Raw genomic sequence first — 13,446 nt, 5'->3', positions numbered from 1 at the left:
GATCCGCCATCAGATGGCTGCCCAGTGGTTTTGTTTGCCCAAAATGTTTTGCCTAGTAAAGAAATAATTGATACCATGGATAATTATGTTGACAAACATGGTCTTGACCTTGAAAATTATCAATAAAAGCAATGCGGCTGGAGGAAATATAATGCGCTTTAAACCACTTTTGTTTTTCATTACTTTTCTGCTTTTCCTGTGCCCCCAGGCCAAGGCCCAATCCACCAAGACCTTTGCGGTCCTCCCTTTTGAGGTCCATGGCCCCCAGGAATATCAGTATCTGTCCCAGGGGATCCAGTCCATGCTCAGCTCCAGGCTGACCAGGGCCGGTCAGACTTCTTCCATTCCTCCCGGAGAGGTGAACCGCAGGGTCACCCAGTTGCCCGAGTCCACTGATCAGGCCCGGGACATCCGCTCCGAACTGGGAGCGGACTTTCTGGTCTACGGCACTGTCACGGTCATGGACCGGGAGACCAGCCTGGATGTATATACTATTGCAGCGGACAGGTCCTTTGACCCGGTTCTCAAACAGCCTTCCCTTGCAGCCCTGATTCCTTCCCTGGAACAGGTGGCTGCCGATCTCCTGACCCAGGCTGTTCCCGGGAGTGCGCCAGCCCCTGAAACTGAGCAGGTGATTCAACAGGAAGTGACTGCTGCCCAGGCCCCAACAGGGGCAGATGTTTTTGTCAGTCCCCACTTCAGGTTTGAGGACGATCCTTACGCAGCCGGCAGGTGGCGCAGTCAGACCCTTTCCTTTGCCAGCGTAGGCATAGCCCTGGGCAAGTCAGCTCAGGACAACGGACAGACCATTTTCATCCTGGGCGACCGAGCGGTTCACGCCTATCGGCTGGACCAGGGCCGGATGCTGCCGGTGGCAACCTATGAAGCCCCCCTCACTTACCAGTGCCTGAACATCAATACCTATGACCTCAACCGGGACGGCAACGATGAGATAATCGTCTCTGCGGTGCAGGATGAACGGGCCAGGACCTTTATCCTCAGCTTTGAAGACAATCAGTTCAAGACCCTTTATGAACGGATTCCTTTTTTCATGAATGTGGTCAACCTTCCCCCTAACTACAGACCAGCCCTGGTCGGTCAGAGGCTGGCCACAGGAACCAGGCTGTTCAATCCCGGTTCAGTCCAGGAAGTGATGATGACCAGCCAGGGTCCTGAGCTGGGTCCGGGTCTGTCCCTGCCGCCCAATGCCAACATCTTCAACTTCGCCTATCTGCCCGAAGGTGACAGCCACCTGGTGGTGATAGCTGAAAACGACGTCCTCAAGGTCTACTCTGCCGGCCATAATCTGCGTTACACAACCTCTGACGAGTACGCAGGCTCAGGTCTTGGCCTGGAAGTTTACGGAACCATGCCCGGCCTGGCCAGGGGCAGCGATCACGACCCGGACTATTACTATATCCCCACCAGACTTTTGCCCTACCGGTTCGCTGGAGGCACCAGATACCATCTTCTGGCTCACAAACATCATGCCGGCCTGTCCAGAATATTCGCCCGATACCGGAACTTTCCCGAAGGCGAGATCAGGGCTCTGTTCTGGGATGATATTGGACTCAACGTCCACTGGAACACCAGAAAAATCAGGGCCAGCATCGTTGACTTTGGAATATACGACTTTGACGGAGACGGGCAAAAAGAACTGGTGGTTCTGCTGAACACCCACCCCGGTATAACCGGGCTTCAGGACAAAAGCACCATTGTCCTGGCCTATAAAATGGACCAGGCAGGAATGGGAGGGACCAACTGACCTGGTTTTTTGTAAAACATGGCATTAAGAGTAGAGCATTGCCGGGTAACCCCCCAGGAGTCCGGACAGAAGCTCCTCTCCTACCTCAAAAGAAAAATGGGCCGGGACTTTCCAGATCCCGGCCTGATGCGTTTGATCCGGACCGGCCAGGTCCGGATCAATAAACGCCGCTGCAAACCCTTTGACCGGGTCCTGGCCGGCGATATCATCCGTATTCCTCCCCACACCAATTCTGAACCGGCTTTGCCCGCCCCTGGCGGTCCAGTGGATATCCACTTTTCCCACCCGGATTTTCTGGTCTTAAACAAACCCGGTAATCTTCCTGTCCATTCAGGCACAGGTCACTCAGACAGCCTGGTGGCCAGGGTCCGCCAGGCCTTTTCTGACCAAAGCTTTCCGCCAACCCCGGCCCACCGCCTGGACAAGGCCACCACTGGCCTGGTTCTTTTTGCCAGGTCATTTCAGTGGCTTGAGTACATCCACTCCATCTGGACCACTGCTGACATGCACAAGACTTATCTGGCCTGGGTCAGAGGGGTGGTGGATGGAGGATGGACCAGAATGGAGGACAACCTGACCCGGACAGCCCACCGGGTAAAACCGGACACTCATGGAAAAGAGGCCAGGTCAAAGTTCAGACCCATTGTCCAGCGCAGAAAAATGACCCTTCTGGCCATCTCTCTGCAAACAGGACGGACTCATCAGATCAGAGTGCAGCTTGCCCAGAGGGGCATGCCGGTCATGGGCGATGTCCGCTACGGCGGACCCAGGAACCAGGAAGGGGTGATGTATCTGCACTGCTTTCACCTGGCCTGGCCCGGGCATGAATTCAGGCTTCCTCCGGGGTGGACAGGCAGGTTCGGTACCAGCGGGATAAAAGAAATCAGCCCAAACCGGGCATCCCTTTAAGATTCTCAAAATCTTTTTTCTTCAGTCCCAGCAGGGTGAACCAGTATTGATGGCTGATCATAAAATCCAGCGACTGGAAAAAATCCTGGGTGGTGTGGGGCTCCAGGGTAAAGGTGGGGGATATATCCATAAACTCCAGACCGGCAAAGAGCTCCACAAAAGGGATCTCCCCGGCACCCATGCCCAGGTGCTGATCAAAGGAACCGTCATTGTCGTGAAGGTGGAGGTGTTTCAGATAAGGGGCCAGGGTCTGAAGCCAGATGTTGAGGTCCTGATCCTTCTTGCCCCTGCCAAAGCTGAACCAATGTCCCAAATCAAGGCAAAAACCCATTCTGCCGCCCAGCTCAGTCAGGACATCCTTGATATGGGTGGGGTCCTGTTCATGAACATTTTCCAGATAAACCGGGACATCACCAGCCGCATCCAGGACTTTTTCCCAGGTGGATACTGAATTGTCCAGCCATCTGGAATAATCATCATCATACACTCCCGGCTGGTAGCCTGAATGGACTATCATATGGTCAGGGCTGTACCGGGCTGCCTGCTCAGCAGCCATGACCAGCCTTCTGGCGCTTGCCCCGCAGATGAAACTGTCCAGGCTTCCCGGCTTCAGATCCAGAAAAGGCAAGTGAAAAGCGACCCTCAGGTCCTTGGACTTAAAAAAATCAAGCCTTTTAGAGTTATCCTGTTTCTCCCAGGAATCAATGCAGTCCGCATCCAGACCCAGCTCCGGACAGATCCGGCTCTCCAGGAAATACTCCGAGTATTCAGGAAACTTGTCAAAATAGGTCAGCGGGAGATTAACAAAAAAACCTGTCATTTATCATCCAGTGGCTACAAAAGGATATGGGACATGGGAAATGTTTCACTGTAAAGGGTGTTTCCCTGGTCATCATTGGCCTTGACCCGCAGGGCAAAGATGGAATCCTGATCCAGGATGTCGGGCAGGTCAAAGGTGGTGTCCACCCTTTTGAACCTGGCAATGGCAAAATCCAGATCACTGTCCTGGAGATTGAGATCAACCATAAGACCGTCCCGTCTGACCAGAAAAAGATACACCCTGCCGGAAACAGTCTGATCGCTGACCAGGTTGTTGACCTCCAGCTGGACCCGCATCCTTCCCCGGACGAACCTGGCCTGGACATTTGAAACTCCGACGATGTTCCTGTCCTGAAATTCAAAGACATCGGTCAGATCCACCGTGGGCGAAGGACTCTGCCGCTGCTGCTGGTTGCCGGTCAAAAACGAGCGCAGCTCCTCTTCATTGTAACCATCCAGGATTTCCTTGACATTCCGCAGCCTTTTCAGCTCCCTCTGGGCGTCATCAAGCAGCTGGACCTGATGCTGGTAAAGACCTGCTGTCTCCTTTTTTTCCTGAAAAAAGACAAAACTCAGATACCCTCCGGCTCCTGATCCAATAAACAGAAGAACAAACAACAATATCATAAACTTAAGCCAGAATGGTCTGAGCCGGTATCGCCGGACCGAGGTATCATCCCGCATCAGAATGATATTGTACTTGTTGTCCTTCACCTGATTTCGCTCCAGGTTTCAGATGTAATGAGCCATTCATCCTTGAATGGGGCCATGACCAGGGTTTTGCGGCCAAAGTCGGAGTATCCTTCCACGCTTGCATAACTCTGGATGAATTGAACCTGGAATCCATGGTCAAGAAGGGAAACTTCAATGTCCTTGAACTGAATTGTTTCCGGGACATTGCCCCTGCCCCACAGGTCCTGCTTGTGATTAATGATGCTTCTGATTCCCCGAAGGTTGTTCTGAACTGCCCGGGCATGGTAAAATGATCCGTACCTGTCCAGGTCGGCATCCAGCCAGGCTTTGCGCCACTCTTCCAGGACCAGGACCAGCTCCCCTTCCCGGCTGAGCAGATACTGCTGCTCAAGATAAGGCTCAGGATAGGGCCGCCACTCTTCGCCCACTATTCTGAAGTCTCTGGCCTCGTCTTGTTTCCAGTAAAGCCTTTTTATGCCGGTTGAATAAAATCCCGGGGCCTTGAAGACCTGGCCAAAATAACTGACCCAATATCCCGGCCCTTTGACCACTTTAGGGTCTTCAATATACACATCCATCCATGGATACTGTCTGAAAAGCCTTTGCTTGTGATTTCTGAACCGGCTGAAGCTCTGGCCGGTGCTCCTGGGGAAGAGCCTGGAATCGTAGTGTTCAAAATAATTGTCAGACTTCATCTGCCAGTTTCTGGCCCATTCCCGGCTCAGATCAGCAATCTTCCTGGAGGATTCAGGAATTGTCTCTGCAGGTTCCCAGGAAACTGCCTCAGTGATTATCACCGGGGTCCTGCGCAGCTGGACCAGATCTTCCAGGGCCAGCATGTACACCATGTCCATGGCCACACAACCCTCAGTATCATAGGGAACCACTTCTTTTCCCCGGCCATGGATCCAGATGCTGTGGCCCGTCTTATTCTTGATCCGGTCTATGGGATTGGGATAATTAAGGGTAAAGGCCAGTTCGCCGTAGAGCTCATACGGGAGGTTGTTGGCCAGTCTCCGCTCAAGAAAATATATACCTTCCGGGGTCTTGAGATCGCCTTCAACCATTTTGTCCCCATGGGCCTGACCAGTGGTACACTGCCAGGCCTCTTCCTTGCGCAGGGGACTCTTGTTGGAAAACACCAGAAAGCTCTGATTAGTCTTGTCCACCACCAGCAGGGTTTCCGGGGCAAAGGCGTCTGCTGTCAGATGCGGGCTCCAGGCCAGGGCAGGAGGTGCTGCCATCAGGGAAAATATCAGGACAAGAAATATGCGCAACTTACTTAACCTCACCATTCAAGTTCAATCCTGCCCAGGGGGCCGGCCATGATCATCTGCAGAGAATCCGATGCAGGAGCAGGGAATCTGAGGACATAGCTCTGGTGCCACTGATGGACATAGGGATAAAAGGTTCTGAGTCTGGCCAGGGGTTTTCGCACCGGTCTGATTTCCAGGGGATAAATTTTCTGATCATTACTCAGTATAAAGACCGACCACAGGGGGTCGTTGAATCTGAGTCTGCTCTGCTCCATTCTGGGGCTGTAAATGGACAGAAATATCGCCAGCTCCGTGTCCAGAGAACGGACCATGTTTTCCAGCAATTCTTCCTGCTCTGCCTGGTTCAGGGCAAAAACTTCGCCCCTTTTCAGGACATAGGCATCCATCCACTCCCTGCTCTTAAGGGTGGCGTGGACAATAATTTCAGTTTCAATCCCCGAATAGATGGACCCGGTTCTGGTCCACTGATGGGTGGCGGCAATATAGGGATCATCCAGGTCAGGCCATAAAAAACGGACTGCCTGGTGCTCCCGGCATCCCATCAGGAAGACCGTTGCCAGAGTGATAACCAGAATAGTCAAAAAACTAATTTTTTGCCGCATGAACCAGTTCTTTCCTGGTGAAAATTGAGATCAGATCATACCCGGCCCGGGCCAGGTTTTCCCTGCCCCCTTCCTCCCTGTCCAGAACGCAGATCACCCCCCGGATGTCAAGGCCTGCATCCCTGACCCTCTCACAGGCCGTAATCAGGGTTCCTCCGGTAGTTACCACATCCTCCAGCAGACAGACCCTGAATCCCGGCTCAAAGTTGGCCATGCCCTCCAGATAGGCGTTGGTGCCATGGCCCTTGGCCTTCTTGCGGATAATGAAGCCCGGCAGGGGCGTCTGATCCAGATGAGAAAGCACAGTAACAGCGGACACCAGGGGGTCCGCACCCAGGGTCATGCCCCCCACACCCTGGATGTCCAGGGAGGAATCCTTGATCATATCCAGGAAGATCCTGCCTATGAGGTAGCCGCCTTCAGGGTGCAGTGCAGTCTGCTTGCAGTCAAAATAATAATCGCTTTTCTTGCCTGAGGTCAGGGTGAAGTCACCTTCCCGGTAGGATTTGGCATACAGGAGGCTGGCCAGCTTTTTCTTGAGTCGGTTCAGATCGGTCATCCAAGCACCCTGGTCATGATAAGTTCCTCGTGTTTTAAATAATAACCTGAATCAAAAAGTTTTTCCAGTTCTTCCGGACTGAAAAATTCGCTGATTTGGGCATTCTGCCTGATTCTCTCGGGAAACTGGGTCCTGTTTTCCCAGCAGTACATGGCCTCTTTCTGGACCAGTTCATAAGCCTTCTGCCGCTGCATGCCCTTTTCTATGAGCCCCAGCAGAACCCTCTGGGAAAAAAACAGCCCCATGGACAGATTCAGGTTCCGGTCCATGTTCTGGTCATTCACCCTTAAATTGGCCAGAACACTATTCAGTCTGGAAAGCATATAATGGATAAGAATGGTGGAATCAGGCATAATGACCCGTTCCACTGAAGAGTGGCTGATGTCCCGTTCATGCCAGAGGGCCATGTTTTCCATGGCAGCCAAGGAATTGGTACGGACCAGCCTGGACAGGCCGGTCAAGTTCTCGGCTGAAATGGGATTCTTCTTGTGGGGCATGGCAGACGAACCCTTCTGCCCCTTGGAGAACCCCTCTTCCACCTCCAGAACCTCTGTGCGCTGCAGGTGTCTAAGTTCCACGCAGATCCTTTCAATGCCCCCGGCCATAATGGCCAGGCTGGTAAAGTACTCGGCATAACGGTCCCGCTGGATGATCTGGGTGGAGACCGGGTCCGGCTCAAGCCCCAGGATCTGGCAGGTAATCCGTTCCACTTCAGGCTCCAGATGGGCATAGGTGCCCACTGCCCCGGAAATTTTTCCGATCCTTATATTTTCCAGGGCCCTTTGCCACCTCTGGCGATGCCTCTGGAATTCAGCGTAAAAACCGGTCATTTTCAGGCCAAAGCTGGTGGGTTCTGCATGGATGCCGTGGGTCCGGCCCATCATGAGCCGGCCTTTGAATTTTGCGGCCAGTCCGGCCAGGGTCTGGAGAAGATCGTCCAGGCCCCTGGAGATCATGGTCCCGGCCCGGAACAAAAGAAGGGCATTGGATGTGTCCACAATATCCGACGAGGTACATCCCAGGTGGATATATCTGGATGACGGGCCAACCTTTTCCTCCACTGCAGTAAGGAAAGCTATGACATCGTGCTTGGTCTGCTCCTCGATCTCCAGGATTCGCTCCAGATCAAAGTCAGCCCTGGATCTGATGTTCTCCATGTCTTTCCCGGGGATTATCCCCAGGCGATGCCAGGCCTCGCAAACGGCCAGCTCAACTTCCAGCCAGGCCCTGAACCTGTTTTCCAGGCTCCACATCTCACCCATTTCTTTTCTAGTGTATCTTTCAATCATTGAAGAATTCTCGGTGTGTTTGGGAAAAGGTGAAGGTATAAGACTGATACGAAAAAGGCAGCTTTTAGAGCTGCCTTTCCGGGATTAATCCGCGCTTGAATCTGTTGTGGCTCCAGAACCGCCGGACCCGGAACCCGAAGCAGTGTCCGGACCGGATGAGGCCTCCTGGGCCTTGGGCTGGCCATTGCCATTGCCGGCTGAGGACTGGCGGTTACAGTAGTCTGTCACATACCAGCCACTGCCCTTGAGGACAAAGGCTGAGTTGGAAATAAGCCTGGATGAGGCCCCTCCACATACTGGACAGACCATATCCCTGTCCTCAAAGCCTTTCTGCCATTCCTCAAATACCTGCTGGCAATCGCTGCACCTGTACTCGTAGATGGGCATGTTGGTTTCCTCCTTACAGGCTCCATTGAGAAACTGGAAAAATTCTATCTAATACCGCATCCGGCTGTGTCAACAACCCTTTCCGGCCCCAAAAGGCCTTGAGGACCCGGCCTGTTCCGGCCAAAACCAGTCCCAGACCGGCCAGCTGCAGCCAACAATCGGCTATTCCTTGCCTGCAGCCTTTTTGGCTTCCTTGATCCTCTGCTTCATTCTCTTTTTGCGGCGCCTTCTGCGACGGTCAATCTCCTTGTGGCGCTCAATCTTTTTATGGCTTCCCATATATCCTCCTTGATATGTCTTAACTCAAAATAAAAATATTAGTCCCAAAGATTATTCTTTGTCCAGAAATTTATTGGCCTGAATCAGCCGGCCCGGTTCAGATCATGACCAGTTCATAATGCCTTGTGCCAAGGCCCAGTTCTTCTGCATATTCCAGGGCATACCCGCCATCGGTCCGGGGATGAATGAGTCCGAACTTGTCATCTCCAGGTCTGGTCTCTTGAGGAAGCTTGCTGGGAAAAAGGGGCTGGGCCTCATTGACCAGATCCAGACAGGCCTGGTCCAGGGCAACTGGATCCTGGGAGGCCAGAACCCCGATGTCTGCGCAGACCGGTGCATCACTGAAGCCCGGACAGTCGCAGTCCGGAGTGACATTGAATATAAAATTGATATGGACAGCCAGACCTCTTTTCAGGCTGAGTACGGCTGCTGCATACTCCATCATCCGCTCCAGAAAATCCCGGACATCGGTCTGCCAGTTGATCTGCAGGGCTCCGGTTTTGCAGACCAGAAAACAGGAGGCACAGCCAACGCATTTTTCCAGATCCAGCCCAAGGACATTATTCTCCAGGGTCAGGGCCTTAGGAGCACAGACCTCCACACAGGCTCCGCAGGCCTGGCAGTGCTTTTCCTCCACCTTGGGTCCCAGACCGCAGTGCTGGTGCATCTTGCCCTGCCTGGTGGCACAGCCCATGGCCAGATTCTTCAGGGCCCCGCCAAACCCGGCCAGTTCATGTCCCTTAAAGTGGCTGACATTGACCAGAAAATCGCTGTCCACAATGTCCCCGGCCAGGTAAAACTCCTTAAGCTTTTTGCCATTATAGTCAGTCCTGCGCTCATTACTGCTTTTAAGACCGTCAGCTATGATCACCGGGGCTCCCAGCACAGCCGGGTCAAATCCATGGGCAACAGCCTGCATGTGGTGGGATACGGCCTCTCCCCGGTTGCCGATATACAGGGTATTGGTATCGGTCAGAAAGGGCCTGGCCCCTGCCTTTTTGATGAATTCAACCACCGGCTTGATCCACAAGGGGGAAACAAAGCCTGTGGTCCCTCCCTCGCCAAAGTGGACCTTGATGGCTGTGAGCATGCCCGGTTCAAGCATGGCTCCCAGTTCCAGCTTTTTAAGAAGCTTTTTCAGCCGCAGATCATAGGGCATTTTGCGTGACGCCCTCAGATTCCAGAAATACACCTTGCTCATACCGGCTCCTTAAAAGGTTTTGCAAAATAAAAAGGGAACAGCCCCCTGGGCCTGTTCCCTTTTTATATAGGCAAATATGCCGGAAAAGACTAGAACCTGTAACTGAAGCTAATACCCATGAGATGGGTCCGACCGTCTTTGAATTTACTGTCCAGGACATCATCATCAGCCCTGCCATCTATCTTTCTGTTTGCAAACCACAGGTATGAATATGAAAGATCCAGGCTGGCCTTGTCCCAATTGAATCCAACACCAGTGGTGATGATATGCCGGTCATTGGTTGGAGTCATGTAATCAGCATACTTGTCCCGGTCCGGGATCTGGTCGTAAACATAACCCAGCCGAAGATCTATCAGCTCGTTCAGGTTGTACTCAGCACCCAGCTGAAACCGCCACACATCCTTCCACTTCTTGTCTGTTGATACTGTTTTTCTTTCATTCGACTGTCCAGGGGTCAAGGGCTTTCCATAATCAATTTTCAATTTATCGTATGTGCTCCAGAGAGTATAAATGGCATTCCCTTCCAGACTCAATCTTTCATGAGGCCTGAACAATATGCCAAGTCCAAATGAATCAGGTAACGTAATATCTCCTTTGGCGGATGTGTTTTCGAACTGGCCAAGCATATTGGCAAAAGGAGTCTGATTAAACTTTGCATCTCCCTTAATTGTCTGCTTGACCCTGCTTTTGTAAGTCAAACCAAAGGCCCACATATCATTGGGTTTATAATGAATTGCAATGTTTCCGCCAACCCCGTAACTGTCTCCATCCAACCTTGCCCTTATATCTCCATCAATAAAAGGCACATCTTTTTTCTGATAAAAATCAAACCACATCACCTCAGCGCCCAATGCAATGGACAGGGTATCAGTCACTTTATAGGCAATATTGGGATTAAAGGAAAAGGACCTGACCCGGGTGAATATATTGTTGTACCGGCCTTCCCAGTCATCTGGAAACTCAGTTCCCAGGCCGAACCGGGTGTACAGACCCAGGCCCAGCCAGGCCTGATCTGTCAGCTGGTGGGTCAGAAAGGCGTGGGGCGGAATCCAGTAGTTACTTTTGATTTTGGTTGTCTCACCAGGAGTATCAATCTTGCCCTGGGGTGCCACCACTGAAAACCCGACCATGGTCTGGGTCCCTTCCAGCTGAGTTATGCCGGCTGGGTTATAAGCCACAGCCGAGGGATCGTCAGCCCGGCCGATCATGGTTCCGCCCATGGCCGTGCCCCTGGCCCCCCATTCATAAAGGGCAAAGCCTGCTGCATTTACACTCTCCACCTGAACAAAGACAACCAGTACCAATGCCAGCGCTAAGGTCTTGAAATTCATGCCGCCTCCTGAATAATTAGAAATCCAATAATTTCAGCCCAGATGAACTGCATATTTTAATATCACACAAAATTCTGCAGTCCATAGTATCTTTCCAGAATTTTGGCAATAAATTTTAAAAAATTAAATAGTAACTATAACTTAATCATTAAATCAGGCTGCCAGGAGAAAATCAATCCCTTCAACATATCCCCTGGCTTGTAAAAAGGCCCTGATCTCCTGCCTGGCATTTCTCTTGCGCACATAGGCCAGCATAAAGCACTCACCCTTTGCAGGCAGATCCAGGTAGTGCCTGATGGGCCGGCCTTGGATGAAATTTCCAGCCAGACTCTCCCTGATATCTATGTACCCGGCAATGCAGCAGCCGTGCCCGCTCAAATGCTCAGCCCGCTGTCTGGCCTGCCGGCCTGCGCCCCAGATCCAGATCCGGGGATGAAACGGGTTGTACTTGGCCAGCCATCTGGCCAGATATCCGGCCTTGAGCCGGAAAAATGCCTCAATGGAGTAATTCGGATGGGTCCTGGAAAGCCGGGTCTCGTGATCCTGCCAGTCAAGGACCCGGCAGGGTATCTTGGCCATTTTAACTCCCTGATCCAGCCATCTGAGCCAGAGTTCATAGTCTTCAGGAAAGGGGCCGTCAGCATACCCGCCCAGGTCTGTGGCCAGGGATGTTCTGAACATAACTGAAGGGTGAGCCAGGGGGGATTCTACAAAACGGTTCAGGCTGATGTCCTGATGGGTGCTTAGAGTGTTGAGCCACCGGACATAAAGATAGTAGCCGTAGCTCTTTTTTTTATCCCCCAGAAAACCCACCTGTCCTGAAACCAGGCCGTATTCAGGATTATCCCGGAGAAAGGAGAACTGTTTTTCCAGCCGGTCCGGCCTGGACAGGTCATCCCCATCCATCCTGGCCACAAAAGGGGCCCGGCAGAGCCTGAGACCAGTGTTCAGGGCTTTTACCAGTCCCCTGTCCAAAGTGGTGATCAGTCTGATCCTGGGGTCAAGTCCGGCAGCCCTGGCCAGAATGGCAGGAGTGTCATCGGTTGATCCGTCATCCACAACAACCAGTTCAAAATCGGCCAGGGTCTGGTCAAGGATGCTCTGCACAGCCCGGCTGACCGTGGAGCCGGCATTTCGAACCGGCATAAGCACAGAAACCGCAGGCCTGCTGGATATGACCGACAAGGTTATTCCCAGCGATCCCGGCGTTTTTTCAGTTCAATGTACTCGATCCGCCCCCGGTCGCTGATAAAGGCCAGGGTAAGCCAGCTTATCAGGCCGATGATCAGGGCTCCGCCCAGGGCTGACCAGAATCCCCGGATCTCCAGGCCGGTAACCACCCCGGACACCATGAGCAGCAGAACTGCATTGATGACAAAGGTGAAAAGACCCAGGGTCAGGATATTGATGGGCAGGGTCAAAAGGATGAGGACCGGGCGTAGAAGCGCATTCAGGATGCCCAGAAAGGCTGCCGCCACAAAGGCTGAAAAAAAGCCGCTGACATGGATCCCGTCGATGACATAGGCACAGATAAGGATGGCCGCGGTCAGGATCAGCCAGCGAATCAACAGTCCATGCATGTTGCACCTCTCTTACATATTATGTTTCCTGGATGTCCGGCCCGGGTTATGCCACTGGCTGATTTTCTCAGGGCCAAAACCTCCCGGTCCTATTTTTTCCAGGTTAAGGCTCAATTCCCAGAAAGCCCTGAATCCCGGTCATTATCATCTGTGCGGCCAGGGCGGCCAGGACCAGACCGGTCAGTTTGCTCAAGATTGATATGCCCCTGGTCCCCAGTCGTTCCTGAATGGCCGAACCCATGAGCAGTACCCCTGCAATGGATGCCACAGCAAAAAGCAGGGCCAGACAGCCCAGAAGCCTTGAGCCCAGATCAACCAGCTCAGCCCCAAGGACCAGGAGGGTGCCCATGGTGGCCGGTCCCACAATGATGGGTATGGCCAGGGGAACCACACTCACATCTCCGCTGGCAGCTGATGCTGAACCTCCGGCATTTCCCTGGACCAGGGCTATGCCGGAAAGAAAAAGCAGGACCCCTGCACCAATGCGAAAGGAGTCCAACGTAATGCCAAACAGAGAAAAAATCTGATTTCCTGCAAAAAAGAGCACCAGACAGATCAACAGCACAGCCACTGAAGTGGTCAGGGCAATATTTCTCCGCCGGGGCTCTTCAAACCCATCGGTCATGGTCAGAAACATGGTCAATCCGAAAAAAGGGGTGAACACAAAAAAGAGCTTGAGCCAGAGACTGAAAAATAAACCCATTCAAAAAACCTTTTCCCTTTTCCTAGGGCCTTAGACCAAAGGACCAGTAAAA

General features: G+C 52.6%; 14 protein-coding genes. 2 read left to right on the top strand and 12 right to left on the bottom strand.

What is annotated here, in order from left to right:
* Positions 1-151 precede the first annotated feature (151 nt).
* Together P771_RS0111345 and P771_RS17380 are read left to right on the top strand one after the other, a co-directional pair.
* On the top strand, positions 152-1,765 hold the full coding sequence (locus P771_RS0111345; RefSeq protein WP_150112186.1) for a VCBS repeat-containing protein: 1,614 nt from the start codon (positions 152-154) through the stop codon (positions 1,763-1,765).
* Between the two features lie 18 nt (positions 1,766-1,783).
* Entirely contained in the window at positions 1,784-2,674 is an 891-nt protein-coding gene (locus P771_RS17380; RefSeq protein WP_051617290.1) for an RluA family pseudouridine synthase, read from the top strand.
* Here P771_RS17380 and P771_RS17375 read toward each other — a convergent pair.
* The 12 genes from P771_RS17375 to P771_RS0111265 form a co-directional block, all read right to left on the bottom strand.
* Positions 2,649-3,494, bottom strand: a complete 846-nt coding sequence (locus tag P771_RS17375; RefSeq protein WP_051617289.1) for a sugar phosphate isomerase/epimerase family protein — start codon at positions 3,492-3,494, stop codon at positions 2,649-2,651. The two genes, P771_RS17380 and P771_RS17375, sit on opposite strands and share 26 nt — an antisense overlap.
* A gap of 14 nt (positions 3,495-3,508) precedes the next feature.
* On the bottom strand, positions 3,509-4,207 hold the full coding sequence (locus tag P771_RS0111330; protein ID WP_028575228.1) for a hypothetical protein: 699 nt from the start codon (positions 4,205-4,207) through the stop codon (positions 3,509-3,511).
* Positions 4,204-5,463: a L,D-transpeptidase family protein gene (locus P771_RS0111325; RefSeq protein ID WP_028575227.1), complete on the bottom strand. Its 1,260-nt coding sequence runs from the start codon at positions 5,461-5,463 to the stop codon at positions 4,204-4,206. Before P771_RS0111325 ends, P771_RS0111330 begins: the two co-directional genes overlap by 4 nt.
* A gap of 11 nt (positions 5,464-5,474) precedes the next feature.
* Positions 5,475-6,065 (bottom strand): hypothetical protein, encoded by a 591-nt coding sequence (locus P771_RS0111320; RefSeq protein WP_028575226.1) that lies wholly within the window; start codon positions 6,063-6,065, stop codon positions 5,475-5,477.
* Positions 6,049-6,624 carry an orotate phosphoribosyltransferase gene (pyrE, locus tag P771_RS0111315; protein WP_035244391.1) on the bottom strand — a complete coding sequence of 192 codons (576 nt, stop codon included), beginning with the start codon at positions 6,622-6,624 and terminating at the stop codon, positions 6,049-6,051. The genes P771_RS0111320 and pyrE overlap by 17 nt, the downstream gene beginning before the upstream one ends.
* Entirely contained in the window at positions 6,621-7,913 is a 1,293-nt protein-coding gene (gene purB, locus P771_RS0111310; protein ID WP_028575224.1) for an adenylosuccinate lyase, read from the bottom strand. The genes pyrE and purB overlap by 4 nt, the downstream gene beginning before the upstream one ends.
* An 84-nt stretch (positions 7,914-7,997) precedes the next feature.
* Positions 7,998-8,300 (bottom strand): FmdB family zinc ribbon protein, encoded by a 303-nt coding sequence (locus P771_RS0111305; RefSeq protein ID WP_028575223.1) that lies wholly within the window; start codon positions 8,298-8,300, stop codon positions 7,998-8,000.
* Positions 8,301-8,676: 376 nt separating this feature from the next.
* Entirely contained in the window at positions 8,677-9,780 is a 1,104-nt protein-coding gene (locus P771_RS0111290) for a DUF362 domain-containing protein (RefSeq protein WP_028575222.1), read from the bottom strand.
* A gap of 89 nt (positions 9,781-9,869) precedes the next feature.
* Positions 9,870-11,111, bottom strand: a complete 1,242-nt coding sequence (locus tag P771_RS0111285; protein ID WP_028575221.1) for an OmpP1/FadL family transporter — start codon at positions 11,109-11,111, stop codon at positions 9,870-9,872.
* Positions 11,112-11,264: 153 nt separating this feature from the next.
* Positions 11,265-12,296 (bottom strand): glycosyltransferase, encoded by a 1,032-nt coding sequence (locus P771_RS0111280; protein WP_244147323.1) that lies wholly within the window; start codon positions 12,294-12,296, stop codon positions 11,265-11,267.
* A 2-nt stretch (positions 12,297-12,298) separates the two neighbouring features.
* Positions 12,299-12,691, bottom strand: coding sequence for a phage holin family protein (locus P771_RS0111275; protein WP_028575219.1), 393 nt, complete (start codon positions 12,689-12,691; stop codon positions 12,299-12,301).
* Positions 12,692-12,794: 103 nt separating this feature from the next.
* The gene (locus tag P771_RS0111265) at positions 12,795-13,394 is read right to left on the bottom strand and encodes a MarC family protein (protein ID WP_028575218.1); all 600 of its coding nucleotides are present in this window, start codon (positions 13,392-13,394) and stop codon (positions 12,795-12,797) included.
* Between the last annotated feature and the right edge of the window lie 52 nt (positions 13,395-13,446).

Source organism: Desulfonatronovibrio hydrogenovorans DSM 9292, from assembly GCF_000686525.1.
Classification (GTDB): domain Bacteria; phylum Desulfobacterota; class Desulfovibrionia; order Desulfovibrionales; family Desulfonatronovibrionaceae; genus Desulfonatronovibrio; species Desulfonatronovibrio hydrogenovorans.
Note: the sequence above shows the minus strand (reverse complement) of the source record. Positions and strands in the feature narration are given on the sequence as shown.

Coding starts and splice junctions, on each gene's coding strand:
- P771_RS17375 (WP_051617289.1), bottom strand. CDS start 3,494: ATGACAGGTTTTTTTGTTAATCTCCCGCTGACCTATTTTGACAAGTTT.
- P771_RS0111265 (WP_028575218.1), bottom strand. CDS start 13,394: ATGGGTTTATTTTTCAGTCTCTGGCTCAAGCTCTTTTTTGTGTTCACC.
- P771_RS0111285 (WP_028575221.1), bottom strand. CDS start 11,111: ATGAATTTCAAGACCTTAGCGCTGGCATTGGTACTGGTTGTCTTTGTT.
- P771_RS0111305 (WP_028575223.1), bottom strand. CDS start 8,300: ATGCCCATCTACGAGTACAGGTGCAGCGATTGCCAGCAGGTATTTGAG.
- P771_RS17380 (WP_051617290.1), top strand. CDS start 1,784: ATGGCATTAAGAGTAGAGCATTGCCGGGTAACCCCCCAGGAGTCCGGA.
- P771_RS0111320 (WP_028575226.1), bottom strand. CDS start 6,065: ATGCGGCAAAAAATTAGTTTTTTGACTATTCTGGTTATCACTCTGGCA.
- P771_RS0111275 (WP_028575219.1), bottom strand. CDS start 12,691: ATGCATGGACTGTTGATTCGCTGGCTGATCCTGACCGCGGCCATCCTT.
- P771_RS0111345 (WP_150112186.1), top strand. CDS start 152: ATGCGCTTTAAACCACTTTTGTTTTTCATTACTTTTCTGCTTTTCCTG.
- purB (WP_028575224.1), bottom strand. CDS start 7,913: ATGATTGAAAGATACACTAGAAAAGAAATGGGTGAGATGTGGAGCCTG.
- pyrE (WP_035244391.1), bottom strand. CDS start 6,624: ATGACCGATCTGAACCGACTCAAGAAAAAGCTGGCCAGCCTCCTGTAT.
- P771_RS0111290 (WP_028575222.1), bottom strand. CDS start 9,780: ATGAGCAAGGTGTATTTCTGGAATCTGAGGGCGTCACGCAAAATGCCC.